The organism is Nocardia sp. NPDC049526, assembly GCF_044465765.1.
Lineage (GTDB): Bacteria > Actinomycetota > Actinomycetes > Mycobacteriales > Mycobacteriaceae > Nocardia.
The window spans coordinates 79,637-106,348 of record NZ_JBITMA010000017.1; the positions used below are offsets into that span (position 1 = coordinate 79,637).

Annotated in this window: 23 protein-coding genes and 1 pseudogene; 17 read left to right on the forward strand and 7 right to left on the reverse strand. The window is 65.5% G+C overall.

Annotated features, from left to right (window positions below; all coding sequences use genetic code 11):
• Nucleotides 1-12 precede the first annotated feature (12 nt).
• The gene (locus ACIBW7_RS37105) at nt 13-714 is read left to right on the forward strand and encodes a hypothetical protein (protein WP_397054758.1); all 702 of its coding nucleotides are present in this window, start codon (nt 13-15) and stop codon (nt 712-714) included.
• A gap of 111 nt (nt 715-825) precedes the next feature.
• Here ACIBW7_RS37105 and ACIBW7_RS37110 read toward each other — a convergent pair.
• Nucleotides 826-1,929 (reverse strand): annotated as a pseudogene (locus ACIBW7_RS37110) (PucR family transcriptional regulator); the annotation flags it as partial.
• 202 nt (nt 1,930-2,131) lie between these two features.
• Here ACIBW7_RS37110 and ACIBW7_RS37115 point away from each other — a divergent pair.
• Both ACIBW7_RS37115 and ACIBW7_RS37120 read left to right on the forward strand, forming a co-directional pair.
• Complete coding sequence (locus tag ACIBW7_RS37115) at nt 2,132-2,980, forward strand: alpha/beta fold hydrolase (protein ID WP_397054760.1); 849 nt, start codon at nt 2,132-2,134, stop codon at nt 2,978-2,980.
• Between the two features lie 460 nt (nt 2,981-3,440).
• Nucleotides 3,441-4,118 carry a DUF6319 family protein gene (locus tag ACIBW7_RS37120; RefSeq protein ID WP_397054871.1) on the forward strand — a complete coding sequence of 226 codons (678 nt, stop codon included), beginning with the start codon at nt 3,441-3,443 and terminating at the stop codon, nt 4,116-4,118.
• On the opposite strand, the gene ACIBW7_RS37125 is transcribed toward ACIBW7_RS37120, so the two are convergent.
• Genes ACIBW7_RS37125 through ACIBW7_RS37135 form a run of 3 tightly spaced genes read right to left on the reverse strand, consistent with a single transcriptional unit; the run spans nt 4,115 to nt 6,899 of the window.
• Nucleotides 4,115-5,686 carry a diguanylate cyclase domain-containing protein gene (locus ACIBW7_RS37125; RefSeq protein ID WP_397054762.1) on the reverse strand — a complete coding sequence of 524 codons (1,572 nt, stop codon included), beginning with the start codon at nt 5,684-5,686 and terminating at the stop codon, nt 4,115-4,117. The two genes, ACIBW7_RS37120 and ACIBW7_RS37125, sit on opposite strands and share 4 nt — an antisense overlap.
• Nucleotides 5,686-6,312: a hypothetical protein gene (locus tag ACIBW7_RS37130; protein WP_397054764.1), complete on the reverse strand. Its 627-nt coding sequence runs from the start codon at nt 6,310-6,312 to the stop codon at nt 5,686-5,688. Before ACIBW7_RS37130 ends, ACIBW7_RS37125 begins: the two co-directional genes overlap by 1 nt.
• Nucleotides 6,309-6,899 (reverse strand): pyruvoyl-dependent arginine decarboxylase, encoded by a 591-nt coding sequence (locus ACIBW7_RS37135; protein WP_397054766.1) that lies wholly within the window; start codon nt 6,897-6,899, stop codon nt 6,309-6,311. Before ACIBW7_RS37135 ends, ACIBW7_RS37130 begins: the two co-directional genes overlap by 4 nt.
• 194 nt (nt 6,900-7,093) lie before the next feature.
• Here ACIBW7_RS37135 and galK point away from each other — a divergent pair, with 194 nt between their 5' ends.
• The 4 genes from galK to ACIBW7_RS37155 all read left to right on the forward strand — a co-directional run bounded on the left by galK (nt 7,094) and on the right by ACIBW7_RS37155 (nt 11,632).
• On the forward strand, nt 7,094-8,209 hold the full coding sequence (galK, locus tag ACIBW7_RS37140; RefSeq protein ID WP_397054768.1) for a galactokinase: 1,116 nt from the start codon (nt 7,094-7,096) through the stop codon (nt 8,207-8,209).
• Between the two features lie 139 nt (nt 8,210-8,348).
• Nucleotides 8,349-10,055 (forward strand): sodium:solute symporter family protein, encoded by a 1,707-nt coding sequence (locus ACIBW7_RS37145; RefSeq protein WP_397054873.1) that lies wholly within the window; start codon nt 8,349-8,351, stop codon nt 10,053-10,055.
• 12 nt (nt 10,056-10,067) lie between these two features.
• The gene (locus ACIBW7_RS37150; RefSeq protein ID WP_397054770.1) at nt 10,068-10,322 is read left to right on the forward strand and encodes a hypothetical protein; all 255 of its coding nucleotides are present in this window, start codon (nt 10,068-10,070) and stop codon (nt 10,320-10,322) included.
• Between the two features lie 80 nt (nt 10,323-10,402).
• The gene (locus ACIBW7_RS37155; RefSeq protein WP_397054772.1) at nt 10,403-11,632 is read left to right on the forward strand and encodes an epoxide hydrolase family protein; all 1,230 of its coding nucleotides are present in this window, start codon (nt 10,403-10,405) and stop codon (nt 11,630-11,632) included.
• On the opposite strand, the gene ACIBW7_RS37160 is transcribed toward ACIBW7_RS37155, so the two are convergent.
• Nucleotides 11,629-12,249, reverse strand: coding sequence for a TetR/AcrR family transcriptional regulator (locus tag ACIBW7_RS37160; protein ID WP_397054774.1), 621 nt, complete (start codon nt 12,247-12,249; stop codon nt 11,629-11,631). The genes ACIBW7_RS37155 and ACIBW7_RS37160 overlap by 4 nt on opposite strands.
• Nucleotides 12,250-12,403: 154 nt before the next feature.
• On the opposite strand from ACIBW7_RS37160, the gene ACIBW7_RS37165 reads away from it, so the two are divergent.
• From ACIBW7_RS37165 to ACIBW7_RS37190, 6 genes are all read left to right on the forward strand, one after another.
• A complete protein-coding gene (locus tag ACIBW7_RS37165) occupies nt 12,404-13,771 on the forward strand; it encodes a flavin-containing monooxygenase (RefSeq protein WP_397054777.1) in 1,368 nt (455 codons plus the stop codon).
• 10 nt (nt 13,772-13,781) lie between these two features.
• Nucleotides 13,782-14,921, forward strand: coding sequence for a serine hydrolase domain-containing protein (locus ACIBW7_RS37170; RefSeq protein WP_397054779.1), 1,140 nt, complete (start codon nt 13,782-13,784; stop codon nt 14,919-14,921).
• On the forward strand, nt 14,921-15,961 hold the full coding sequence (locus tag ACIBW7_RS37175; RefSeq protein ID WP_397054875.1) for an NAD(P)-dependent alcohol dehydrogenase: 1,041 nt from the start codon (nt 14,921-14,923) through the stop codon (nt 15,959-15,961). The genes ACIBW7_RS37170 and ACIBW7_RS37175 overlap by 1 nt, the downstream gene beginning before the upstream one ends.
• A 21-nt stretch (nt 15,962-15,982) precedes the next feature.
• Entirely contained in the window at nt 15,983-17,662 is a 1,680-nt protein-coding gene (locus ACIBW7_RS37180; RefSeq protein WP_397054781.1) for a class I adenylate-forming enzyme family protein, read from the forward strand.
• A 4-nt stretch (nt 17,663-17,666) separates the two neighbouring features.
• Entirely contained in the window at nt 17,667-19,409 is a 1,743-nt protein-coding gene (locus ACIBW7_RS37185; RefSeq protein WP_397054783.1) for an amidohydrolase family protein, read from the forward strand.
• A gap of 705 nt (nt 19,410-20,114) precedes the next feature.
• A complete protein-coding gene (locus ACIBW7_RS37190; RefSeq protein ID WP_397054785.1) occupies nt 20,115-21,455 on the forward strand; it encodes a DoxX family membrane protein in 1,341 nt (446 codons plus the stop codon).
• A 12-nt stretch (nt 21,456-21,467) separates the two neighbouring features.
• Here the strand turns inward: ACIBW7_RS37190 and ACIBW7_RS37195 are convergent, their stop codons facing one another.
• A complete protein-coding gene (locus ACIBW7_RS37195) occupies nt 21,468-21,929 on the reverse strand; it encodes an STAS domain-containing protein (protein WP_397054787.1) in 462 nt (153 codons plus the stop codon).
• 204 nt (nt 21,930-22,133) lie between these two features.
• Between ACIBW7_RS37195 and ACIBW7_RS37200 the strand changes: the two genes are divergently transcribed.
• Genes ACIBW7_RS37200 through ACIBW7_RS37210 form a run of 3 tightly spaced genes read left to right on the forward strand, consistent with a single transcriptional unit; the run spans nt 22,134 to nt 25,101 of the window.
• On the forward strand, nt 22,134-23,189 hold the full coding sequence (locus ACIBW7_RS37200; RefSeq protein WP_397054789.1) for an ABC transporter substrate-binding protein: 1,056 nt from the start codon (nt 22,134-22,136) through the stop codon (nt 23,187-23,189).
• Entirely contained in the window at nt 23,186-24,235 is a 1,050-nt protein-coding gene (locus ACIBW7_RS37205) for a FecCD family ABC transporter permease (protein ID WP_397054792.1), read from the forward strand. Before ACIBW7_RS37200 ends, ACIBW7_RS37205 begins: the two co-directional genes overlap by 4 nt.
• A complete protein-coding gene (locus ACIBW7_RS37210; RefSeq protein ID WP_397054794.1) occupies nt 24,232-25,101 on the forward strand; it encodes an ABC transporter ATP-binding protein in 870 nt (289 codons plus the stop codon). Before ACIBW7_RS37205 ends, ACIBW7_RS37210 begins: the two co-directional genes overlap by 4 nt.
• Nucleotides 25,102-25,329: 228 nt before the next feature.
• On the opposite strand, the gene sigC is transcribed toward ACIBW7_RS37210, so the two are convergent.
• The gene (gene sigC, locus ACIBW7_RS37215; RefSeq protein ID WP_397054796.1) at nt 25,330-25,896 is read right to left on the reverse strand and encodes an RNA polymerase sigma factor SigC; all 567 of its coding nucleotides are present in this window, start codon (nt 25,894-25,896) and stop codon (nt 25,330-25,332) included.
• A 64-nt stretch (nt 25,897-25,960) separates the two neighbouring features.
• Between sigC and ACIBW7_RS37220 the strand changes: the two genes are divergently transcribed.
• Entirely contained in the window at nt 25,961-26,704 is a 744-nt protein-coding gene (locus ACIBW7_RS37220; RefSeq protein ID WP_397054798.1) for a DUF2275 domain-containing protein, read from the forward strand.
• Nucleotides 26,705-26,712: the final 8 nt, after the last annotated feature.

Below are 26,712 nucleotides of genomic sequence, written 5' to 3' on the forward strand. Positions count from 1 at the left end.
TTCACCAATCTCATGAAGATCGATAAGTTCGCCCTGGCCGCCGCATTCATGACGACCGCGGTGGGGATTGCCGCCGGTGCGAGCTCCGCCGAACCGATCGAGGCCGCCGACCCGATCAACTTCACCGCCCAGGCCACCGACACCCAGTCGATCATCACCACCGATTCCGGTTCGCTGGTCGTCGAGGACGGCGCGCTGAAGATCAAGGCCGCCAACGGAACAATCGTCGCCGGCACGCCGCTCACCTTCCGTCTCGATGAATTCGAATTCCCGGTCGCGGCCGAAATCGCCGATAACACAGCAACTCTCACGCCACAGCTCGATATCGCGCGCGCGACCTACAAGCCGGTCGCACTGCCGTACGAGGACAAGGCGCCCTGGAAGACCGAATACGATCGCGAACAGGCCGCCTGGTCCCGCATGACCAGCACGATCGGCATGGGCGCCACCATCGGCACCCTGGTCGGCGGTATCGGGGGCGGCGCAATCGGCTGCGTACTCGGCGGTATCGCCGGTGCGACGGTCGCCTCGGCCACCATCGTCGGCCTATTCGGTCCGTTCATCCCCGCCGCCGCCATCGGCTGCCTGGGCGGCATCGTCGCGGTCGGTGCACTCGGTGTGCTCGCCGGCCAGATCCTGGTGACCGCACCGGTCGCGATCGGTGCCTCGATCCAGTACCTCACCACGGTGAATTCCCCATTCCAGGGGAAGTGACCAACGCTCGACCGATCAGCGCGGACCGTCGGCACCATTGAGGACGGGTAATGCCTGTAGTGCCGCACCGAGATCGAGTACGGCCTGCGGATCGACCAAGGAACGACCGGTCAACTCCTCGATCCTGCGGAGCCGGTAGCGGACCGTATTGGCGTGCACGTACAGGCGGCGGCCGGTTTCGGCGGCCGAACCGCCTGCGGCGAACCAATACTCGAGGGTTTCCAGCAGCCGGGTCCGCTCCTCGCGCGGCAGCGTGAGGAGCGGACCCAACCGCACCCGCACCATCCGATCCGCCTCGACCGGCGCCGCCGCCACGAGCATGGCCAGCGGATTGTCATCGAACTGGGCGACACCGCAGGAGCGTCCCCGCAACCCCGCCAGCGCCAAGCGCGCGAAATGCAGGGCCTGCGGGGTTTCCGGCAGCGCGTCGTACGGCGGGCTCACACCGACCCTGACACCGCGGCGGCGCAGGTGTTTCAGGACCGTGGCCGGCTTATTCGCAGGAAAGGACAGAACACCGATCTGCTGGTCCGGCAGCAGCCGCCAAGCCGACGGAATCTGCGAAACCCGAAGTGCCGCTTCGATCCCCGGGAGCGCCTCGCGACCGGGCGATGGTACGTCGGCCGCGACGACGAGGTAGCGTCCGGTGGGCGGCAGGCCCAGCGTCCGGCTCGCCTCGCCCAGGGTGGCCGGGTCGGCGATCACTCCCGTGAACAGGGCCTCCACCAGAACCGACCGCTCATGCTCGCGTTGCAGCATCAGTTCCGAGGTCGTCTCGCGATAGGCCGCAGCCACGGCTACCGAATATTCACCCGCCACCCGCCACACCTCGGCCGCCGAGGAAACCAGCATGGCGTCGGCCACCTCGGAGTGGCGCCGGGCCTCGTCGACCAGTTCCGACCACAGGAATTCGAATCCGATGCGGAAGGCGTGCAATGTCTCCGCCAGCGGCACGCCCTGCTGCGCACGGATACGCCCCGTCTCGCGGGGTGGACCGGTATCGATCGGCGCATCGGAGGTGAAGTGCCGCACCATCAATCGCATATTCCGAGTTGCCGACAGCTGGATCGTCTCGAACGGAATCAACGCCTCGTTGCCGTAGGACTCGATCTCCGCGCGGAACCGCTCGGCAAGCCGCAGCCCGATGTCGTCGATGCGCTCCAGGAGCGCCTCAGCCACCTCGATGATCGGCAATGGTGGCATCGAACGGTCCATAACCGCAGCTTACCGATGGTGCAATTATCGCCACGAACAATCCGGCGATGGCAGCCCTGTCGGTGTCCCCATCGGTTATCGCGCCCGCCGATGCGACGATTTCGGCATGATCGAGCGGACGTTTGCGCGGTGTCGGCCATAACCGATCCGACGGCCGGTCGAGTCACCACACCACCGATCGCAGTACGCCAGGAGCCAGCAGATGTTCACCTACCCGAGTGCGGATGGCACCACCATCTATGTGCACACCTGGGCTCCGGCCCGACCGCAGGTGCGTGGAGTCATTCAGATCGCGCACGGCATGGGCGAGCACGCCGCCCGGTACGCTCATCTGGCCGAACGGCTCGTCGCCGCAGGGTATGTCGTCTACGCCGCCGACCAACGCGGCCACGGGCACAGCATCGCCGGTACGCCGGGTGATCTCGGACCCGACGGCTGGAATATGTTCGTCGCCGATATGGTCGCGCTGACGAAGATCCTGCGCGACCGGCATCCCGCGGTGCCGCTGGTGTTGATAGCGCACAGCCTCGGTGCCATGGCCGCGCAACAGTATCTACTCGACGAGGCCGAATTACTCGATGGCGTAGCACTTTCCGGCGCGACGGCAGTCGACAAGCTGTTCGAGAACATCGCGGCCGCAGGCGGCGATCTGCTCGGCTTGTTCAATGCCGAGTTCCAGCCCCTGCGCACCGACGCTGACTGGATCAGTCGCGACGAAGCCCAGGTCGATGCCTATGTCGCCGACCCGTGGTGCGGTTTCGCCATCGACGAGACCAGTATGGCCACCCTCGCCGCCAACGGAGTCGCTCTCCTGGCCAGGCCGACCCCGGTCCCCGCCGACCTCCCGTTCTACATCATGGTCGGCGAGCGAGACCCGCTCAACGACGGCCTGAAGCTGAGTAACCTTGCGGTGCAACGCTATCGGGATGCCGGTGCCACCGATATCACCTACCGCAGCTACCCCGACGCACGGCACGAAATCCTCAACGAACTCAACCGCGAAGAAGTCGAAGACGATCTGATCGCCTGGATAGAGCGCGTCACGAGCTGACATACCGATAGAGCGGCGAGGTTGTCTTTACCGACTCAGCGGTATTCCAGACGGTGGCGCGGATCGCGCCATCATCCTGTCGCCCGCCATGGGGCCGGCAGCGCAACAGGGCCTCCAGGTCACCCGAGGACGCGAGCTGACGCAACGCCTGCCGCGGCAATGGCCGACGCAGATCGTCACGCTCGTGAGGATCGTCGAGCACGAGTGCCGGTGACCATCCGAATACGCGCGGCAGTACTGTTGCTGCTTGTTCGCTGGGATACGGAATCTTGGCTGATCCCGGGCGGATTCGGTGGTGGCCTGTGAATCTGTCGGTGGCGTGCGGCATCATCTGTGCACGCAGCCATCCACGAATACCGCTCGGAGTGCCACCATGCCGTCCCCACGAACGAAACCACAGCCGTTGTCGGACACTGAGATTCAGCAGATCGCCACGGACATCGCCGGCGGCCGCCCGCCGATGGTGTGGTTCACCGCGGCCGCGGTGGGCGTGCCGGAGGGACGGTCCGGCAAGGTGGTCGAGATCGGTGATCGATCCGAGAGCGACTTCCTGCGGGTCAAGCCGACCGGATCGAAGGATGTACTGTCCTTTTCTCCGACCGAAGTCACGTTGACCAAGCCGCCACGGGATAAGGCGGCAACCACAAGCTCTGCCCAGCCGAAGTCGACAACCAGGAAGGAATCCACTGTGACCCAGCCGTCGACCTTGACGAGCACCGCGACACCGGCCCCCCAGCCGGCCCCGAGCCCAACCCCGCCCGCCCCGGCCCCGAAACCCGTTGCCTCTACGCCGGAACCGGCCAAATCCGCGACACCCGCAGGCACCACGAAGCCCGCGGCGAAGGCGACGACCGCCGCGCGGAGCAAGGCGAAGGCACCGGAGGTCACGGTGACGCTCACCGGTACCGCGGACGGCGAATGGTCGGTCGATGTGGTCAGCGGCAAGAAGAAGTCCGTGCGCGGTCTGCCGGTGACCAGCTCTGCGGTGGCGCAGGCGGCCAAGGTGCTGCATCCGGAGGTGGCCGAGGTGGTTGCCGGAATCCTGGAGGCGGCCCGGGTGGTCCAGGAGTCCAAGGTGCAGCAGTTACAGGCCGAGTTAGAGGAAGCGCGGCGACTGCTCGACGAGCTCTCGGACTAGACCGCGGTGCTGGCGGATTTACCGTTGGCGTTATGGGAGTGGCCGCTCGGGCGCCAGATCCGGCGTCCCGAGTCGGCGGTGTTGTGTCGCGGTTCCGGACCGTGGCGCAGATCGTCGTGGAAGGCGTAGCCGAGCGAGTACTCCTTCGCGTGGTACATCGCCGAATCTGCGTCCCGGATCAGGTCGTAGATGGTGTCGTCGGAGCTGCGCGGGCTGCCGCAGGCCAGGCCGACACTCGCGGTGATCGGAATTTCGCCCGCGCTCAGCTCGAACGGCCGAACGAAGGCGCCGAGTAGTCGCTCCGCGAGCATGGCGGCCTCCTGTCGATCCAGCGATGCGAGCACCACGAATTCGTCGCCGCCATAGCGGGCGACCACATCGTCGCGCCGGATGATGTGCCGGATCCGGGATGCCGCATTGGCGATCAACTCGTCGCCGACCGCGTGGCCGTAGCTGTCGTTGACCATCTTGAAGCCGTCGAGATCGATGAACAGCAGACACAGCGGCTGCTCGATCCAGTGCTCCTGATTGCGATTCAGTGCGCGCAGCAGCGCGGACCGGTTCAGCAAGCCGGTGAGCATATCGTGATCGGCCTGGTACTGCGCACGCCGTTCACTTCGTGCACTGCGGACAATCGCGCGTTCGCTGCGCACGAGCACGCCGATGAGCAACAGCGCGCACAGTGACGAGACCACCACCCGATCGAGGGTGTCCAGACTGGAGCCGACCACTGGAATCAGCGAGGCCACGATCAACGCGACGGCGATGAAGCTGGCCCGCTGCCTCGAGTGGTGCGGGTGGATGTGCCGGGGCGCACCGAGACTCGCCATGGTCGGATGCAACGCGGCGACACCGACGATCGGATAGGCCACCAGCAACGGCACCAGCAGCAGCTCGTGCACGACGGGTGCGCGACCGACGGCATCGAGGCTGTATCCGAAATCGCCGATCAGCACGGCGATCAACCCCGCGTGCAACAGACGCAGCGAGGTCTCCGAGCGGGTCGCGGTCGCCATCGAATGCGCGACCAGGGTCAGCAGCAGGGCATCGAGCACCGGATAGGTCGCGGCGACCACGGTGTTCGCGGTGGTGTCGTGCGACTGCAGGATCGGTGAGATCAGAAAGGTCCACGAGGCCAGCAGTGCGCCGAGTCCGATGAGCGCCGAGTCGAGCAGCAAGTCGTAGTTGGGCCGGGCCTGGCGCGGACGCAACCACAGCGCCGCGGCCACCCCGGTGCCGAAATAACCTGCGAGCGTGAACAGGTCGTCGACCGGGTGCAGCGCGTGGCCGTCCACCTCGCGGATGGCCGTACCCACCGCGAACAGCACTGCTGAGGCCGAGAGCAGATACCAGGGCACCGGCCGCTCGGGCCGAAACCGCCGCAGGCCGATACAGATCATGGTGAGCGCGCCGAGCACCACGGCAGCCATGGTCAGCAGCGACAACGGCCTGACGTCGATATAGAGCAGCACCGCGAGCGCGACTGCTGTCAGCGCGAGAAATACTGTGCACCACCGTATTTCGAGGCGGTATCGCGCGATGGTCGGCTGCTCTTCGCGGACGGTCATCAGCCCCCCTTGGTCGCTCCATCCCCAGTGAACCGCGCCGCGTAGTAGGTCTGCGAATCCTCCACCGCGACTTCGACGTTCGCCTCTTGCTCATCGAGCACCGCTCGAATGCTGTCGGCGAAGGAAAACCGAGTGTTGTTATACGAGCAGATGTCCCAACCGACCGCCGCGCGCTCGGCCACCAATACCTGGACAACTGATTTGATCATGGCATGAAACGCCGCCCCTTGTCGGGCACTTGGCGCAACAAGGGTGAAACCCGCGTAATAGATCGCATCGCGCGCCGCATGTTCGGGATAGCGGGCGGCGAAATACTCCGGACTGATCCACGGGACGGTCTCGAGATGTTTGGTCAAAGTCGTCACGCCGATGGGTTCGCCGGTCGTGGTGCGCGCGACGTGTTTGGCAACCCGCGGGTCGATCATCTCCTCGCGGAATTCCGATCGGTGCAGGACCTGCCTGGCAATGGCCTTGGTACGCAAGGGTCCGAAGGCCTCCTCGTACAGCCGGTGGAACATGTCGATCCGGTCGTCCGGAATGGTCGATTCGATCGTGACTTTCAGCTCAGGCAGCCCACCCGTCGCCCGACCAGCACCCCCCATGGAATCGCTGCGCGATGCTGTCATTGCTGTCCCCACGGTGTCGTGTGGTACGCCGCGAGCACAAGCGCGCAGGTCGGCGTGCCATCGGAGCGGGCCTCGGTGGTGCAGAGTTGAACCGGGCCGAAACGTTCCGGCCGGTTGCGGGTCATATCGGTCAAACTCGCCCGAATCAGCGTCGCGACCTGCGCGGCCGTCTCCGCCTCGTGCTCGACGAAAAGTCCGGCGCCGGAACCATCGTCGCGCAGCACCCAGCCGATGCCCGCGCCCGCGCGCTCGCCCGCCGCATTCGCATGCTGCGCGGCGTAGACACAGTAGAGCCGATCACCCCAGGGAATCGGCTTGCGGACGCGACCGTTTCGAACCAGAACGGCGCGCGGTGGAATGACCGATGACAGGCGGATCAAGTTGGCATCACCTACTCCCAGGTCACGCAGTGCCGCATCGAAGGCCGACATAGCCGTCGGGCCGACCCCCGTCGCCGCGCCGATCTCGATCGTCAGTGGAGCTCCGGAGTCACGCTGATCGCCGCGGTCCGGCCTGCCCATGGGCGGGAGTAGTCGATCGATCCACTGCAGCCCGAGTAGGCCGCCGCGTGGGGTTGTCTGAATCATAATGCCCTCCCATAACCATCGGCCGGATTTTTTAGGCCGGTATTGCGTCAAAACCGACTGTGCGTCAAGACGATCGATCACGCATCTGCGCGGGGTGAAAGACATGCTCGGGCGGCATGTCTCGTAGGGTGTGGTGCCCAGAGTTGCTGGGATGACATGCGTGGGCACTGGCAACGCGACGAAGTGAGGAATTCGTGCCGAAGTGGGTGGCGCCGGGGCGGGTCAACATCATCGGTGAACACACCGATTACAACGACGGTTTCGTGCTGCCCATCGCATTGCCGCTGGTAGTCGAGTGTCAGGCGGAAGCGCGAACCGACGGCCGGGTCCGGGTGGTCTCACGTCAGCGGCCGGGTGAGACGGTGCTGGTCGCGGTGAGCGAGCTTGCCGCCGAACGGGATCGGGTGCCCGGGTGGTCGCGGTATCCGCTGGGCGTTGTGTCCGAATTCGCCCGGCGCGGATATGCACGCGACGGCATCGACCTGGAGTTGGACGGTGCGGTGCCGATCGGCGCCGGATTGTCGTCCTCGGCGGCACTGTCGTGTGCGGTGGCAGTCGCGCTGCGAGATCTGTTCGCGCCCACCGTCACCGATCGGGAGTTGATCGACCTGGCCCGCGCCGCCGAGAACGACTACGCCGGGGTGCCGACCGGACTGCTCGATCAGTCCGCATCGATTCTGTGCACGGCGGGGCATGCGTTGTTCCTGGATGTGCGGCGATTGGTCGCGAACGACGGTCTCGCGCACGAACAGATTCCGTTCGATCTCGATCGGTTCGGGCTGGAGCTGTTGGTGATCGATACCGGACAGCCGCACGCGCTGATCGACGGTGGTTATGCGCGGCGGCGCGCCCAATGCGAGGCGGCCGCCGCGGCACTCGGCGTACCCGCGCTGCGTGATATCGAATCGGCGGCGGCCGTGGACCGCATCGACGATGCGGTACTGCGGCGGCGGGCACGACATGTGGTGACCGAGAATGCACGAGTGCTCACGATTGCTGAAAAGTTGCGAGGCGGTGCGGATCCGCGCGCGATCGGGCCGATCCTGACCGCGGCGCACGAGTCGCTGCGCGATGATTTCGAGGTTTCGACACCGGCACTGGACGTCGCGGTATCCGCCGCGCTCGACGCCGGGGCGCACGGCGCGCGCATGGTCGGCGGCGGGTTCGGCGGCAGTGCGATCGCCCTGGTCGATCGGGACGACACCGCATCGGTCGCGGACGCGGTGCGAGATCGGTTCGCGCGATCGGGTTTCGATGCACCGCGCACCTTCGTGGTCGTACCCGGTGCGGGTGCGCACCGCATCGGTTGAGCAACCGTCCAACTTTTGTGCGTGATTGTGCCGCGCGCGTGCGGCACAATCACGCACAGTAGAACGCGAGACGCCCGGTTTCATCGCCTGGAGGGACGACGCTGTGCCGCTTGCCGATTCGACCGTTTTCACATCGGCGCTGGATGCCGTCTCGGTACGAGCCGAGACGACACTGCGCCTGGATGCGCAGCCCGTCGACTATGCGCTGGTAGCGCTGTATTTCGTCTTCGTAATCGGCATCGGCCTGCTGGCCAGGCAGCGGGTCTCGTCGAGTATCGACTTCTTCCTGTCCGGACGATCGCTGCCCGCCTGGGTGACCGGCCTCGCCTTCATCTCCGCCAATCTGGGCGCGGTCGAGATCATGGGCATGTCGGCCAATGGCGCCGAATACGGCTTCCCCACCTTCCACTACTTCTGGATCGGCGCGGTGCCGGCCATGCTGTTCCTCGGCGTGGTGATGATGCCGTTCTACTACGGGTCCAAGGTGCGCAGTGTGCCGGAATTCATGCGGCGGCGCTTCGGCACCGGCGCGCATCTGGTGAACGCGTTGAGCTTCGCGATCGCGCAGGTGCTCATTGCCGGGGTGAATCTGTATCTGCTCGGTTCGATTCTGAATGTGCTGCTCGGCTGGCCGCTGTGGGTGTCGGTGATCGTCGCCGCGGTGATCGTGCTCTCCTACATCACCCTCGGTGGATTGTCGGCGGCGATCTACAACGAGGTGTTGCAGTTCTTCGTGATCGTCGCCGCGCTCTTGCCGCTGACGCTGGTCGGTCTGCACAAGGCCGGTGGCTGGGATGGGCTGCGCGACAAGGTGACCGCTTCACCCGGCGGTAGCGCGCAGTTGGAATCCTGGCCGGGCAATGCGCTCAGCGGTTTTTCCGATAACTTCCTGTCGGTCGTCGGCATCGTCTTCGGCCTCGGATTCGTGCTCTCGTTCGGCTACTGGACCACCAACTTCGTCGAGGTGCAGCGCGCACTGGCGACGCATTCCATTTCAGCCGCGCGGCGCACCCCGATCATCGGCGCGTATCCGAAGATGTTCATTCCGTTGATCGTGGTGATTCCCGGCATGATCAGCGCGGTGCTGGTACCGCAGATGAGCGAGTACAAGGCGGCGGAGACGACGGGTTCGAACTACTCCGGTGACGCCACCTATAACCAGGCGCTGCTGTATCTGATGAAGGATGTGCTGCCGAACGGGCTGCTCGGCGTCGGGCTCGCCGGATTGCTGGCGGCATTCATGGCGGGGATGGCGGCCAATATCTCCGCCTTCAATACGGTGTTCAGCTATGACCTGTGGCAGCAGTATGTGCGCCGGGATCGGCTGGACGGGTACTACCTGAGCGTCGGTCGACTGGCCACGGTCGGCGCGACCGTCGCGGCGATCGGAACCGCCTTCATCGCAGGCAATTTCAGCAATATGATGGATTATCTGCAGACGCTGTTCAGCTTCTTCAACGCACCGCTGTTCGCGACGTTCATTCTCGGTATGTTCTGGAAGCGGATGACGCCGACCGCGGGTTGGATGGGACTGGTCTTCGGAACCGCTTCGGCCATTGTGGTTTTCATCCTGCACAAGACCGATGTCTTCGAATTGTCCGGTCAGGGTTCGAGTTTCGTCGCGGCCGGTGTGGCGTTCGTCGTGGATATCGTGGTCAGCGTGGCGGTTACCCAGGTGACGCAGTCGAAACCGGATGCCGAACTGGTCGGGCTGGTGTATTCGGAGACGCCGAAGGAACTGCGGCACGATCCGGACGAGGCGAGTCTGCCCTGGTATCAACGGCCGGTACTGCTCGCGGGGATTGCGCTGGTGCTGGTCATCGCACTGAATATCATTGTCGGATAAGGAGGCCGGTCGATGCTTTTCGATATCCGCACCATTGTCGGCGCGCTGCTGGGCAGTTACGCCGTCGTGCTGGTCGTGACGGGGCTGGTGCACGACACCGGGGCCGAGGAAGCCAAGACCGGCGGGGTGAATGTGAATCTCTGGGCTGGTCTCGGGATGGGAGCGGTTGCGCTCGCCTTCCTGGTCTGGGTGTTGCTGCGGCCGGTCTCGGTGCCGACCAAGACGGAAGCCCAAGCGCCCGATACGGAGTCGCCCACCGAGCCATGATCGGCCGCGGGGGGCCTGGCGATTTCGCCGGTGTTACGGTCGGGGCATCCGAGATTCGCGAAGCGGTTGTAGGAGAGATCTTGAGCCACGCCGACCCGTTCCCGCTCCAGCCGACACCGATTCACGTACCCGATGCGGTGCTCGCCGATCTGCGACAGCGGCTCGCGCTGACGCGCTGGCCCGACGATGTGGGCAATGACGACCGCTACTACGGTGTAGACCGCGGCTACCTGCAAGAACTCGTCGAATACTGGCAGCACGAGTACGACTGGCGCAAGGCCGAAGCCGCGATCAACGCCTACGACAACTACCTCGTCGACGTCGATGGCGTTCCGGTCCATTTTCTGCGCAAGCCCGGTGTCGGCCCGAACCCGATACCGCTGATCCTCACCCACGGCTGGCCGTGGACGTTCTGGCACTGGTCCAAGGTCATCGATCCGCTCGCCGATCCCGGTGCGTACGGTGGCGATCCCGCCGACGCCTTCGATGTGATCGTGGCGTCTTTCCCTGGTTTCGGCTTCTCCAGTCCGCTGCCGAAGCATCCGGATATGAACTTCTGGAAGGTCGCCGACCTGTGGCACACCCTCATGACCGAAACCCTCGGCTACCCGAAATACGCCGCCGCAGGGTGCGATGTCGGCGCGTTGGTCACCGGTCAGCTCGGCCACAAATACGCCGATGAGCTGTACGCCATCCATATCGGCTCGGGCCAGAAGCTGACGCTGTTCGAGGGTGACCGCGCCTGGGACCTGACCGGCGGGCGTCCCATTCCGGACGGCCTGCCCAAGGATGTCTACGACCGAATCATCGAGCTGGAGCGCCGTTTCGGCGTCCACCTCGCGGCGCACGTCCTCGAACCGAGCACCTTGGCCTTCGGCCTCTCCGATTCACCCGCGGGCATGCTCGCCTGGATACTCCAGCGCTGGATGGCGTGGAGCGACGACGACGGCGATATCGAAAGCGTCTTCACCAAGGACGATCTGCTCACCCACGCGATGATCTTCTGGGTTACCAATTCCATCGGTACCTCGATCCGCACCTACGCCAATAACAACCGGTACCCCTGGACCCCGTCCCACGACCGCAACCCCGTCATCGAGGCCCCCACCGGTATCACTTTCGTCGGCTACGAGAATCCACCCGGCGTCACCACCACCGACCGCGTCGAGCACTTCCTCGCCGGCGACCGCGGCCCCTGGTACAACCACGTCAACCTGACCGCCCACGACCAGGGCGGCCACTTCATTCCCTGGGAAATCCCGGACCTCTGGACCCAGGACCTTCGCCGCACCTTCCGCGGCCGCCGCTAGGCGGGGGCTTGTAAAGCCGGGAACCAGATGTCGGTGAGGACTTCGGCGGCCTGGTCGGCGGAGACATCGATGGTGCCCTGCATGGCCCAGCGGGTGAAGAAGCGTTCCAGTTGGGCGACAAGGAGTTCCACGCGTAGGCGCGCCTCGTCGCGACGGTCTTCGGGCCAGCGGGCGAGGTAGGAGGTCATGGCGTTGGGCAGGGCGAGTATGCCGCGGCGGGCGATTTCGCGGAATTCCGGTTCCAGTGCGGTGGCCTCGTCCCAGGCGGGCAGCAGGTCCTTGTATTCGTTGAACCAGGCGATGGCGCGGGTCACCCAGTCCACGAATTCCGCGCGGGAGCCGGTGTCGAGCACCCGGTCCAGATCCTCGTAGAAGTGCAACGCGGTCGGCGCGGTGCTCTGTTCGGCGATGGCGCGCAAGATCTCTAGCTTGCTGCTGAAGTGCAGGTAGAAGGTGGCGCGGCTGCAGCCGACGGCGGCGGCGATGTCGTCGACCCGGACCGCCGCATAACCCCGTTCGGTGAACAGCGCCTTGGCGCCGTCCATCAGTCTGGCGCGGGTCTGCAGCTTCTGTTCATCGCGCAGGCTCAGGCCGGGCGGGTTCGACTTGGTCGGCATGGTAGACATCATGTCATTCACTAGACACCAAGTCTAGTCAGTGCTAATTTGTTGCCTACGTCACTCCACGTGCCGCAGGCGGCGCGGGATGGTTCGCCGCACCGGATCCGGTGCCGCCCACGTGACGGCAATCCTTCGGACGAGGACTACGGAATTGACTCACAGCAATCTGCCCCGGGTATGCGTCATCGGCGCGGGCCCCTCCGGAATCACCGCCGCAAAACGCCTGCAGGACTTCGGCATTCCCTTCGAGGTCTTCGAGGCGAGCGATGAGGTCGGCGGCAATTGGTATTTCAAGAATCCCAATGGGATGTCGGCCTGCTACCAGTCGCTGCATATCGACACCAGCAAGTTCCGGCTCGCCTTCGAGGATTATCCGGCGCCCGAGGAATGGCCCGACTTCCCGCACCATTCGCAGCTGTTCCAGTACTTCAAGGATTACGTCGACCATTTCGGCTTCCGCGACAAGATCCTGTTCGATACCAAGGTCACCGCGGCCGAGCGGCAGGACGACGGCAGCTGGCAGGTCACCGCGAGCGATGGCCGCACCCGGGCCTACGACGCGCTGATCGTCTGCAATGGCCACCACTGGGATCCGCGCGTTCCGGACTATCCGGGCGAATTCGACGGCGTGCTGATCCACAGTCACGCCTACAACGATCCGTTCGATCCGGTGGATATGCGCGGTAAGAAGGTCGTGGTGGTCGGCATGGGCAATTCCGGACTGGATATCGCCTCGGAACTGTCCCAGCGCTTCGTCGCCGAGAAGCTCACCGTCTCCGCGCGCCGCGGGGTCTGGGTGCTGCCGAAGTATGTGAACGGCAAGGTCGGCGACAAACAGAGTGTGCCGCCGTGGATTCCGCGCAAGGTCAGCCTGAAGCTCAAGCAGCGCTTCGTACGCAAGTTCCGCGGCGATATGGAGTTCTACGGACTGCCGAAACCGGACCACAAACCGTTCGAGGCACATCCGTCGGCGAGTGAAGAGTTCCTGCATCGCGCGGGCTGCGGCGATATCGCCTTCAAACCGGCCATTACCGCACTGGAGGGGCCGCAGGTTCGCTTCGCCGACGGCAGCACGGAGGAGGTGGACGTCATCGTCTGTGCCACCGGCTATCACATCAGCTTCCCGTTCTTCTCCGATCCGAAGCTGGTGCCCGACGAGCAGAATCGCATCCCGCTGTTCAAGCAAATGATGCAGCCGGGTGTGGACAATCTGTTCTACCTCGGTCTGGCCCAACCGCTGCCTACGCTGGTGAATTTCGCCGAACAGCAGAGCAAGTTGGTCGCGGCCTATCTGACGGGCAAGTACCTGCCGCCGTCGGAGACGGAGATGAAAGCCGAGATCGCGGCGGCCGAACAGCGCCGCACCGGACGGTATTACAACTCGCCCCGGCATACGATCCAGGTCGAGTTCGAGCCCTATGTGCGCGATATGAATCGGGAAATGGCAAGGGGCGCAAAGCGAGCCGCCGCCGCCGGCAATGCGTTGCCGGTGCCCGCCAGGGCGCTCGAGAACGCGTGAGGGCGGCGCAATGACGACATCAGGGTTCTGTACAGACGAATTCGCCGATGTGCGAAAAGAATTGGCCGACCAGATCGCATCGGGTGAGGAGCTCGGGGCATCGATCTGCGTGACCGTCGACGGCGAACCGGTCGTCGATATCTGGGGTGGGCACCGCGATCTCGAGCGGACCGTGCCGTGGACCGAGGATACCCTGGTCAATGTCTTCTCCATCAGCAAGACCATGACCGCGCTGTCGGCGCTGCTGCTGGTGGACCGGGGCGAGTTGGATGTGCAACAGAAGGTCGCACACTACTGGCCGGAATTCGCCGCGAATGGCAAGGGCGATATCGAGATTCGCCATCTGCTCGGCCACACCTCCGGAGTCTCGGGCTGGGAACGGCCGATCGAGTTGGCCGATATCTACGATGCCGAGGCGGCGAGCGCGCGGCTCGCGACCCAGCCGCCGTGGTGGGAACCGGGCACCGCATCGGGCTATCACGCACTGAACTATGGGCATCTGGTCGGCGAGGTGATCCGTCGAATTACGGGCCGCACCCTCGGCGAGTTCTTCGGCGAAGAACTCGCCGGACCGCTCGATGCCGATTTCCATATCGGCACCGCACCCGAAAATCACCACCGCATCGCGCCACTCGTCCCGCCGCCGCTGCTGGAATTCGATATGGCCACGCTCGATCAAGACAGCATCCTGGTCAAGACGCTCACCAGTCCCCTGCTCGATATTCCGGAGGCCAATAGTGCCGCATGGCGGAAGGCCGAGATCGGCGCGGTGAACGGGCACGGCAATGCGCATTCGGTGGCGGCGGTGCAGTCGCTGGTCGCCTGCGGTGGCGAGCTGCGCGGCCGAAGGTTGTTGTCGGAGAAGACAATCGATCTGATCTTCGAACAGCAGTCCGACGGTGCGGATCTGGCGCTGCTGCTACCGCTGCGCTTCGGCCTCGGGTACGGACTCCCCCAGTCGCAGACCGCGCCGGAGGTGCCCGACGGGAAGGTCTGCTGGTGGGCCGGATTCGGCGGCGCCATCGTGGTCAACGATCTCGATCATCGAGTCACCTTCGCCTACACCATGAACAAGATGGCGCCGGGCCTCATCGGCTCCGATCGTGCGAATGCCTATCTGCGCGCGGTGTTTTCGGTGGTGCGCGGATGATGCGGGCACTGCAGCTCACCGAACCCGGTGTGCTCGAACTACGCAAGGTCGCGGTGCCCGCGATCGGGCCGACCGATCTGCTGCTGCGTGTCGGTGCGGCGGGTATCTGCCATTCCGATCTGCATGTGCTGCATATTCCGTTCAAAATGCGCGAGGATCCGCTGACCCTCGGGCACGAGGTGGCGGGCACCATCGAGGCGGTCGGCAGTGATGTCGATGGTCGGGTGGTCGGCGAGCGCGGCATTGTCTATCTGTGCTGGTCGTGCGGCGTGTGCCGAGAGTGTGTGAGCGGCAATGAGAATGTGTGCCTCGCCGCCGGACGCACCGCCATGCCGCCGTGTCCCGGACTCGGTCCGGACGGCGGTATGGCGGAGTACATCCGCATCCCCGCAAGCTCTTTCGTGCCCATCGGCGAGCTGGATTTCCTGCAGGCCGCGCCACTCGCCGATGCGGCGCTGTCCAGCTATCACGCCATCGACGGCGCGCGTGAGCAGTTGTACCCCGGTTCTGTTGCGGTGGTCATCGGCATCGGTGGACTCGGCCATGTCGCGGTGCAGATACTCACCGCGACCAGCGCGACGCACGTGATCGCCGTTGACGTGAGCGAGGACAAACTCGCTCTGGCCGCTCGCTGCGGTGCGGCCGAGGGCCTGCTCTCCGGTGCCGATACCGCGCGCGAAATCCTGGATCGTACCGATGGCCGTGGTGCCGATGCGGTCTTCGACTTCGTCGGTATCGATGCGACCGCCGGGCTGGCGGTGGAATCGGTCGCTCCCAATGGCGCGTACCGCATGATCGGACTCGGCGGCGGTGCACCGGAAATCACCGCTGGACCGGCGGGCGGTCCGGGCTGGCCGTGGGGAGCTTCGATCCGAAAGTCCTACGGCGGCACCAAATCCGACCTGATCAACTCCGTTGCCCTGGCCCAGTCGGGTCGGCTGACCGTCGAAACCGAACGCTTCGACCTGGCGGACGGCCGCGCAGCCCTCGACCGACTGGAGCGCGGGCTCATTACCGGCCGCGCCGTACTGGTGCCCTGAACCCATGAGGAAGTACCTTCCATGACAAAGCCTTTCGATCCGCAGGCATTGGCCGCGCAGGCCGTTGCGCGGCTGACCGGTCCCGGCGGGCCGTTCGAGATGACGGTCGAAGATGTCCTCGGCGCGCCGATTCCGGTGATCAAGGACCGGGTGCGCTCATTGCGCGAAGTGATCGCGGCCTCGGTCGCCCTGGGTGATCGCGACTACCTGGTCACCGAGGACCGGCGGATGTCCTATACCGGGCATGCGGCGGCCGTCGGCGCGCTGGCTCGTGCGTTGCGGGACCGGTACGGCGTCGAAAAGGGGGACCGGATCGGCATTCTCGCTGCCAACACCCCCGAATGGGTAGTGACGTTCTGGGCCGCACAGACGCTCGGTGCGATCGCGGTCGGCTACAACGCCTGGTGGATGCCGCGCGAAATCGCCTACGGCCTCGAGCACACCAGCCCGAAGGTCCTGATCGTCGATGCGAAACGCGCGGGTCAGGTGGCGCAGCTGGACGTTCGGGTTCCCGTGCTCACCATGGAGCACGACCTGCCCGCGCTGATCGCCGAATTCGGCGAAGGCGAGTTACCGCACGCTCCGGTGGACGAGGACGATCCCGCGGTCATCCTCTACACCAGCGGCACCAGCGGCCGCCCCAAGGGGGCGGTGCATTCGCATCGAAACCTGGTGGCGGTCATCGACTATCACCGTTTCAACGACGCACTCGCCGCCGCCTTCCAGGGCGGCGTCGACGACGGCGGTCCGAAGGGCCGCCGCTTCCTGCTCACCTCCCCGCTGTTCCACATCGCCAGCCTGCACAATCTGGTGCTGCCGCGCATGGTGACCGGCGATACCGCCGTCATCTACCAGGGCGCGTTCGATGCCGAGCGAATTCTGCGGCTGATCGAACGGGAGCGGATCAGCAACTGGGGTGCGATGCCGACCATGGCGAGTCGCCTGCTCGAAGTGGATCTGTCGAAGTACGATCTGACCTCGTTGGCCGCCTTCTCACTCAACTCGGCGCCGTCCTCGGCCGCACTGCAACAGCGACTGCGCGAACAACTTCCGGTCGCCAAGACCGCGCTGGTGACCAGCTACGGCATGACCGAATGCAGTACCGCGGCGACCATTGCCGCACCGGCCGAACTCGCCGCGTTCCCGGATACCGTCGGCCGCCCGGTGATCGGGGTCGACCTGCAGATCCGCGATGCGATCGGCGAACCCGTCGGCGAGGGCGTCGAGGGTGAGATCTGGGTGCGCAGCCCCTATGTGATGCTCGGCTATTGGGCAGACGAGGCCGCGACCGCAGCCGCCATCACGCCCGAGCGCTGGTTGCGCACCGGCGATATCGGAGTCCTGGAGCAGGGCCGGCTCCGATTGTCCGGCAGGCGTTCGGATCTCATCCTGCGCGGTGGCGAGAATGTCTACCCGACCGAGGTCGAGCAGTGCCTGGACGAACATCCCGCGGTCCGCGAATCAGCCGTCGTCGGATTGCCCGACGACGATCTCGGCCAGGTGATCGCGGCACTGGTTGTCGTCGAGAATGCCTCCGCCACAACGGAACAGGAGCTGGCCGAATTCGCGAAGCAGCGCATCGCCTACTACAAGGTGCCGGCAAAGTGGCGAATCACCACAACGCCCCTGACCCGCAATGCGACCGGCAAGGTCGTGCGGGCCGGGATCGCCGAAGTCCTATCCGATTCCGCGGCGGAGTGACGTCATGTACGACACGATCATCAAAGGCGGGCGGTGGTTCGACGGCACCGGCTCACCGTCGGCCAATCGCCATCTCGGTATCCGGGAGGGTGCCATAGCCGCGGTTTCGGCCGAACCGCTCGACGAGGCCGATTGCCCACACGTCATCGATGCCGCCGGGAAATGGGTGATACCCGGGATGATCGATATCCACACCCACTACGACGTCGAGGTGCTGCAGAGTCCGGCGCTCGCCGAATCCATCCGGCACGGCATCACAACCGTGCTGCTCGGCTCGTGCTCGTTGTCGACGGTGCACGTCGATGCCTCGGACGCCGGTGATCTGTTCGGCCGGGTGGAGGCCATTCCGCGCAAACACGTCATCGAGGCGATGACCGAAATCAAGTCCTGGACTTCGGCGCACGAATATGTCGTGGCCCTGGAGGCACTCCCGCTCGGACCGAATCTGGCCGCCTTCATCGGACATTCCGATATCCGGGCCGCCGAGATGGGACTGGATCGCGCCACCCGCAAAGAGATTCGGCCGACGGATGCCGAATTGTCCGCCATGGCAGCGAAACTCGATGAGGCGTTGGACGCGGGCTTTGTCGGTATGTCCTCCCAACAGTTGCTCTTCGACAAGCTCGACGGTGCGATCTGCCGGTCCCGCACCCTGCCCTCGACCTATGCGACCACCAGGGAACGCCGCAGGCTCAATGCGATCCTGCGCCGTCGCGGCCGCGCATTGCAGGGCGGTCCGGATGTGGCCCGGCCGCAGAGTCTGGTCGCGATGGCGGCGAGCAGCCTCGGCATCTTCCGCAAACCGCTCAAGGTCAGCCTGCTCTCCGCAGCCGATATCAAGGCGATTCCCGCTGTCGCTCAAATCTTTCCGTTGATCGCGCGGATGCTCAATCGACTGGGCGGTGACTTCCGCTGGCAGCATCTGCCGGTGCCCTTCGAGGTCTACTCCGACGGTATCGATTTGCCGGTGTTCGAGGAATTCGGTTCGGGCGCGGCGGCACTGCACCTGTCCAATCAGTTGGAGCAGCGCCGGGAGCTACTGCGCGACGAAGGTTATCGACGCCGATTCCGCAAGGATTACGACAAGAAGTTCGGGCCGCGGGTGTGGCATCGCGATTTCTTCGACGCCGAAATCGTGGAGTGCCCGGACGCGTCGGTGATCGGCAAGACCTTCGGTCAGGTCGGGCAGGATCGCGGTGGCCTGCATCCGGTGGACGCTTTCCTGGATCTGGTCGTCGAATACGGTGGCAAAGTGCGTTGGCGCACAACCATTTCCAATCATCGGCCGCAAGTGCTGGACAAATTCGCCGCGGATCCCGGTGTGCAGCTCGGCTTCTCGGATGCGGGTGCGCACCTGCGGAATATGGCCTTCTACAACTTCGGGCTGCGGTTCCTGCGCCGGGTGTACGACGCCGAGCGCTCCGGCCGGCCGTTCCTGTCCCTCGAACGTGCGGTGCATCGCATCACCGGTGAACTCGCCGACTGGTACGGCATCGACGCGGGCCACCTGCGTCCCGGCGACCGCGCCGATCTGGTCGTCATCGATCCCGCACATCTGGACGAGACCGTCGAGGCCTACGCCGAAGCCCCGATCGCTGTATTCGACAACCTGTCGCGCATGGTCAACCGCAATGACGCGACGGTGGTCGCGGTGCTCGTCGGCGGGGCGTACGTCTTCGGCGGGGGCGTGGCGGAACCGGTCCTCGGTGTCCGCCGCACAGGTCGCTTCCTCCGGGCGGGCGTCTGACCTGGCCGAACAGGAACTCACCGATGTCGTGCCGATCGGCAACCGTCTGGGGGCCGCCACCTCACTGCGCTACACGACGACGCATCCGGACAACGTGCGCGCTCTGGTGCTGTGCAACCCCCTGACCTGGAACACCATGCGCGCCGGACGCCAGTCCGGACTGGCCTGGGTCGATGCCGGACTCCCGCCGGCGCCGGTGGCCCCGCAGGTTGGCGCTGCCGGATGCGGTCGTTTCCCGGATCGTCGCCGAACAGCTCGGCGCGAACGGGCGGCTGCGCAAGTTTGCCCACTCGCCGCGTCTCATAGCGCACTGGGGCGACAAGGGCCGGTTGCAGGCGCTGCACGGCCTGGTGCAGGACTTTCCGACCTATGCCGACCTCGTGTTTCACCCCCGTCCCGGGATCCCCGCCGATCTGCACCATCTGGGGCGAGCAGAACCGCATCCTGTCGGCCCTGGCCGGCGTCGACTCGACGACACACTGCATCCGCACACTCGAATTCAGCTCCCGGAATGCAGTCACCTGCCTATGGTTGAGGATCCAGAGACCGTAACGAACATCATCACCACCTTTCTGTCCAGTCCGGAGGTACGGCCGTTCGGCGCGACAGAACACCCGGTCAAACCTTGGTTCCGGGTGTTGATCTTGTTGTTTGACGACGCCGAACGCGGTTACCCGAACCTCAGCCATCGAGGAAAGGGACGTCATGTTGCTACGCCGATTTGCCCGACCACTGCTGGCGACCGCGTTCGTCGCCGATGGGGTCGACGCGCTGGTCCACCCCGAGCCGCGCACCCAAGCGGCATCGGCCCTGGTCCAGCAGGGACAGCAGTCGCTGCCCGACAATATCGCCGCGAAATTGCCGGCGGATCCGGGGACGTTCGTGCGGATCAATGCGCTCACCCAGGTCTCGGCCGGTGTGCTGCTCGCCCTAGGTAAGTTTCCGCGGCTGGCCTCGCTCACGCTGGCAGCGACGGTGATTCCCGCGACCGTCACCGAACAGGATTTCTGGGCGGAGAAGGATCCGGAACGCAAGGCGGCCAAGCGCAAGGCCTTCCTCAAGGATGTGAGTCTGCTCGGCGGTCTGATGATCGCCAGCGCGGATACCGAGGGCAGACCGTCGCTCGGCTGGCGTGGCCGACGTGCCGCGAGCAATGCCACGGCGGCGGTTTCGGCCGCATTGCCGTTCACCGCAACGGATTCGGCCACCGGCGACGCATTGCGCCGCCATGCGCACGATGCCGCCGTGCGGGCCCGCGAACTCGGCGATGTCGCGGCGACACGGGTCGCGGTCGCGCAGGAGCGGGGCTCCGATATCGCGGAGACGGTCAGGGAACACGGTCCGGAATGGGCCGAGCTGGCCAAGGAACGCGGTGCGAAGTGGGCCGAGAAGGCGGCGGAACTCGCGGAGCTTGCCAAGGAACGCGGACCGGAGATCGCCTCGACCGCACGCGAACGCGGCGCACACCTCGCCGAAATAGCCCAACACCGCGGCACCGAGATCGCCGAAATAGCCAAGGAACGCGGCCCGGAACTCGCCTCGACCGCACGCGAACGCGGCGCCGGACTCTCGGACAAAGCACAGAAGCGTAGCGCGCGTCTGGCCGAGAAGGCCCAGCACCGCGGCATCGAGCTCACGGAGCTCGCCAAGGAACGTGGGCCCGGAATCGCCGCGACCGCACGGGAACGCGGCGCACACCTCGCCGAAATAGCCCAGCACCGCGGCACCGAGATCGCCGAAATAGCCCAGCACCGCGGTGCCGAGATCGCCGAAATGGCCCAGCACCGCGCCGCCGAGATCGCCGGACTCGCCAAGGAACGCGGCCCGGAACTCGCCTCGACCGCACGCGTACGCGGTGCCGAACTCTCGGAAAAGGCGCAGAAGCGCGGCGCACGGTTGGCCAAAAAGGCGGAGCGCCGTGCGAAGAAGGCACAGCCGCGGGTCGACAGGGCCCTGCGCCGTCTCGACAAGGCTGAGGAGCGGGCGGCACTGGCACAGGAACGGATCGCGAACGCGCGTGCCCGCGTGGAGGCGCGGTTCCGCTGAATCACGCGGGCCCTACACCGGGACGGCACATCCCGGTGTAGGGTCCGCGAGCGCCGCGGCCAAGGAGCCGACGCGGCGGAAGTTCGTGGCGAGTCCGGTGAGCTCGATGGCCCGATCGACACAGCGCACCGTGGTGATCAAAACCAGTCGGCGGTCGGCCTTTTCGGCCGCCGCCTGGGCCTCGATCAGGGTCGCCAGTCCGGCGGCGGCGAAGAAGGTGACCGGGGACAGGTCGACGACCATGATCGAGCCCCGAGAACCGAAGGCGCGCAATAGTTTGTCCCGTAGTCGCGGCGCGGTCCACAGATCGACCTCGCCCGCGACGACCACCAGCGTGACATCGCCACGTGGATGGCTCACCGTGAATTGGATGATCCGAGCTCCGGGCACGGTCGAAATATCGACGCGCTCACCGTGTTCGGTTTTGTCACGGTCAGCGGGTCTGCCTGGCGGATAAGCGAAATGGGTCGACATGCGCTGGCTCCTGCGGTCCGGTCGGACCTGTCACACAAGTCAAGCAGGATCGGCCGGGTCTGTACAGCGATCCTGCGCGTCACACGGTAACGGATGCGAAAAATTTCCGGGAACCAGGGCGGCGCACCGTACGACTAAGTGTTCATGCAGTACACAGCACTGCGGATGCGCCCTACCCGAACGGGCGAGCGCACCGGGAGGCCCATGAAACGTGCAGCGGTGCTGGCCTTGGCCGTTGGCACCATCGCCGGCACCGGATGTTCGACCACAGTCACCGAATCCGCGACCACCGCACCCGCCGCCGCGACCGAGGGCGTCACGAAATATCCCGCCGCCGTGGAGAACTGCGGTAGGAGCTACACCTTCACCGAGGCACCGAAGCGGGTCGTGGTGATGAACGGCGGCTCCATCGGCGAGGTTTCGGCGCTGGTCGCGCTCGGTGTCGCGGACCGCGTCGTCGCCAACGCCCAGTCCTACGGCTCCTCCGATGTGCCCGGCCGCGCCGATGCCATCGCAGCCCTGCCGAGCGGCGATATCACCCCGAACAACCTGCAGGACATCCCCCGCGAGGCCATGCTCGCCCAGCATCCCGATTTCGTCATCTCCACCGGAGGCGGCGGCTTCTCCGCCGATCAGGGTTTCGCCACCCGCGCCGAGCTGTCCAGCGCGAGCGCCAATACCTATGTGCCCCGGTCCAATTGCGGTGTGACCGGCGCGGTCACCGGCACACCGAGCATCGAGGACAGCTACGCCATGTTGCGCGATTTCGGCACGATCTTCGATGTCCCCGGGCGCGCCGCGAAGCTCATCGATGACACCAAGCGCAAGATCGCCGAAACATCCATGCGGGTGGCCGGACAGCCCAAGAAGAATGTGCTGCTCATCTTCCCGGGTATGGGTATGGGTATGGGTATGGGCGATGGGGGCGACTTTTCGGCCATCGCCGCGGGCGGCATCTGGAACGACATTATCGAACAGGCCGATGCGGTGAATCCGTTCAACCGCACGGAAGGAACGACTTTCGTGACGATCAGCAAGGAGCAGCTCGCCGTCACCCCGATCGATGGACTCATCGTGGTCGACTACCGCAATCCCGATATCGATGGCGCGGCCCAGCGGATCCTCGAGCAGTTCCCGCAGTGGAACGCCAGCAAGAACACCAATTACACGGTGTTGTCGGATTCGATCTACCTCGGACCGAGCAATGACATCGCGGTCGACAAGATCGCCAGACTCGTACACCCCGAACAGTTCGCATGACGAATACGCTTCGACAACGGCGGTTACTGGCGACGACACCCCTGCCCTCAGCGATTGCCGTCTCGCTGGCGATCCTGTTCGTGGTCATGCTGATATCCATCGGTGCGGGATCGGTCACGGTCTCGATCGCCGATACCTGCCGAGTCGTCCTCGCCCACCTATCGGGTAAGTCACCGGATGTCGGGTTCACCGTTGACCAGATCGTCTGGAACTATCGCCTCCCCCGGGTCATTCTCGCAGCACTCTGCGGCTGCGGCCTGGCGATCTCGGGTGTGATTCTGCAAGCGCTGGTGAACAATCCGCTCGCCGACCCGTATGTGCTCGGTTTGTCATCCGGCGCCTCGCTCGGCGCGGTGACCGTGATCGTCACCGCAGGTGCGGCACTCGGCGGCATCGGCGTTTCGGCCGCCGCGTTCATCGGCGCAATCGGCACCGCCGCAGTGGTTTTCGCACTCGGACAGCGGCGCGGCAGCGTCGCTCCGACCCGCCTGGTGCTGGCCGGTGTCGCCGTCGGATACCTACTGCTAGCGGCGACGAACTACCTCCAGCTGCGTGCCACACCGAATGAGCTTCGTGCGGTGATGTTCTGGACCATGGGCAGTGTCTCCGGCGCGAGTTGGTCCCGACTCGGACCGGTGACGCTGGTGGTCCTCGTGGTCGTCGCCGTTGTACTGGCCTTCGGCCGTCGCCTCGATGTGCTCGGCACCGGCGACGAACAGGCGACCGCGCTCGGCGTCGATGTCCGCACCACCCGGATCATCCTGCTGGTCCTGGCCTCTCTGCTGACCGGCGTGCTGATCGCGGTGGCGGGCGGAATCGGCTTCGTAGGCTTGATGATTCCGCATCTGATACGTCTGGCTTTCGGCATGGACCACCGTCGGGTACTCCCCCTGGCCGCTCTGCTCGGCGCGGCATACCTGGTCCTGGTCGACCTGCTGTCACGAACCATCGACGCCCCCGACGAACTCCCGCTGGGCATCTTCACCGCCGCCTTCGGCGCGCCGTTCTTCCTCTGGCTACTCCGGCGTGAAGGAGGTCCCGCATGACCGGGCACCCTGCTCATACATCGGGTGGGTGCCCGGCGGAGACACCGGGTGCCCGGATCGCCGAGTTATCGGTGGTGGGGGTCACGATCGCAGTCGGCGGCGCGCGGGTGCTGGATGCGGTGACGTTGCAGGCGCCACCGGGGTCGCTCGTCGGGGTGGTGGGGCCGAATGGGAGCGGGAAGACGACGCTGTTGCGCACCATTTATCGCTCGCTGCGGCCGGAGCGGGGCTTGGTGCTGATAGACGGCACCGATATCAGTGCGATGTCGGTGCGTACGGCGGCGCGCACCACGGCTGCGGTGCTCCAGAATGGTTCGGGCGCATCGGAATCGACGGTCGCGGAGCTGATCCGGCTCGGTCGTAATCCGCATCATGGGCTGTTCAGCCGGGATACCGCCGCCGATCATGCGGCGGTCGCGGATGCCATGGCGCGCACCGGTCTCACCGACTACGCCGAACGCCCGATCGGCTCGCTATCGGGTGGTGAGCGTCAGCGAGTGCTGCTGGCCAGGGCGCTCGCACAGCAACCGCGCCTGCTCGTCCTCGACGAACTGACCAACCATCTCGACGTGCGCGCCCGATTCGAACTGCTCGATCTGGTCCGCTCGACCGGCATCACGACGCTGGCCGTGCTGCACGAATTGGATCTGGCCGTGCGCTGCTGTGATCAGCTGGTCGTGCTCGATCACGGCAAGGTCGTCGCGGCGGGTGCGGTACTCGAGGTCATGACCCCCGAGCTGCTGCGGAATGTCTTCGGTGTCAATGCCACTGCAGCGCTACACGATGACGGCGTTGTCCGATTGCGTTACGCCGCGGAGCCTTTGGCCGCCGGCCGAACAGCCACTCGACGTGGGGATTCGTACTGACCGGAAGCCCGGAGTCAGCCGTTCCCACTCTATCGGCGATCCGATTGCGTTACGCCACAGAGCCTTTGGTCGCACAGCCGCTCCCGGTGGAGATTCGTAGTCAGCGGAAGCCGGAAATCAGCCGTTCGCGCAGCCGCCTACCGACCACCGATTTCATCATTCCGCACAGCCTTCGGCTGCCCGCGAATCAGCCACTCCCCGCTGAAGATTCGCACCCAGCGGGAGCGGTCAGCCGTTCGCACGGCGCTTCCCGCCGAAGCGCGTTGCGGAGACGAGGTCTTCGCGGGCGCGTGCCACCCGGGACCGCACCGTGCCCACTGGACATCCGCAAACCGCCGCCGCCTCGGCATACGACAGTCCGAGCACCTGGGTAAGCACCAACGCCTCCCGCCGCTCCGTGGACAAGTCCTCGAGCAACAGTTTTAGCTCGACGATGTCGGCGAGCCCGTCGCGCCGCGCCACCTGACGATCGGCCGCAGCCACCCAGTCGACGCCCTGCGCAACGCTCGGCCGGGCCACAGCCATCCGCACCTGATCGACGACGACGCGGCGCGCGATGGACAGCAACCAGGTCCGGGCGCTGGAACGCCCCTCGAAGCGCTTGATGCTGCCCAGCGCGCGCAGATAGGTCTCCTGCGTCAGATCATCGGCACGCGACAGCTCGGTGAGATGGGCCAGCAACCGCCAGACATCCTTCTGGGTGGCCCGGATAAAAGCTTCCAGGGCTCGTCGATCCCCACGCGCCGCAGCTAGTGCCAGCTGAGTCGTCTCGTCATCCTCGGCGGGCGTCGGCATGGGCTCGACAATAACCCCTGCGCGACCCGGGAACTTTATGGTCCTGGCAGACGACAATCTGGACGTGGAGTGCAAGGTATGCCGGACGGCGCTGTCGGCCCGGATCGATGGCGAACGCGAAACCGTGCCCGCGGCGCGCGTCGACGAACACCTGGAACAGTGCGCGCAGTGCTGTTCCTGGTACGCGGCCGCCGTGGAAACCTCGCGCCTGCTGCGCGGCGGTTCGGCGTACGCACCCGACCTCACCGACGCCATTTTCGCCGCCGCCGACCTTGAACCCCCGCGCGGATCGAGGTGGCGGACATCACTTTCCGGCATCGGCTTATCCGAGTGGACCAGGCTGCTGCTCGGCCTGCTCGGTATCGCGCAGTGCGCGCTGGCGATCGGTCAGCTCGCCGGATTCGACTTCGGTATGACCCATCACCACGGCGCCGAAATGACCCGGCACCTGATGAACGAGTCGACGGCATGGAGCCTGGCGATCGGCATCGGATTCATCTACTGCGCGCTGCGGCCGTACGCGACCTCCGGTGTGCTCCCGGTGCTCGGCGTGCTGGTGACAGCGCTCACAGCCTTTGTCATCGGTGATCTGCATTCGGGTGTCGTGCCGATTTCCCGGGTGCTTTCGCACGGCATTCTGGTTGCCGCGCTGGTGCTGGTCGTGGTGGTGCATCGCACCCGACGACCGGAAACCTCACCGCCGGCCCGGACCAGCAATCCCGCGCCCACCGAACTCGTCCTGCCGCCCGGCGCGCGATTCGGCCGGCGCACCGGCCATCTGCGCTCGACCCAAGATCCTGCCGCCTGAGACCGAAC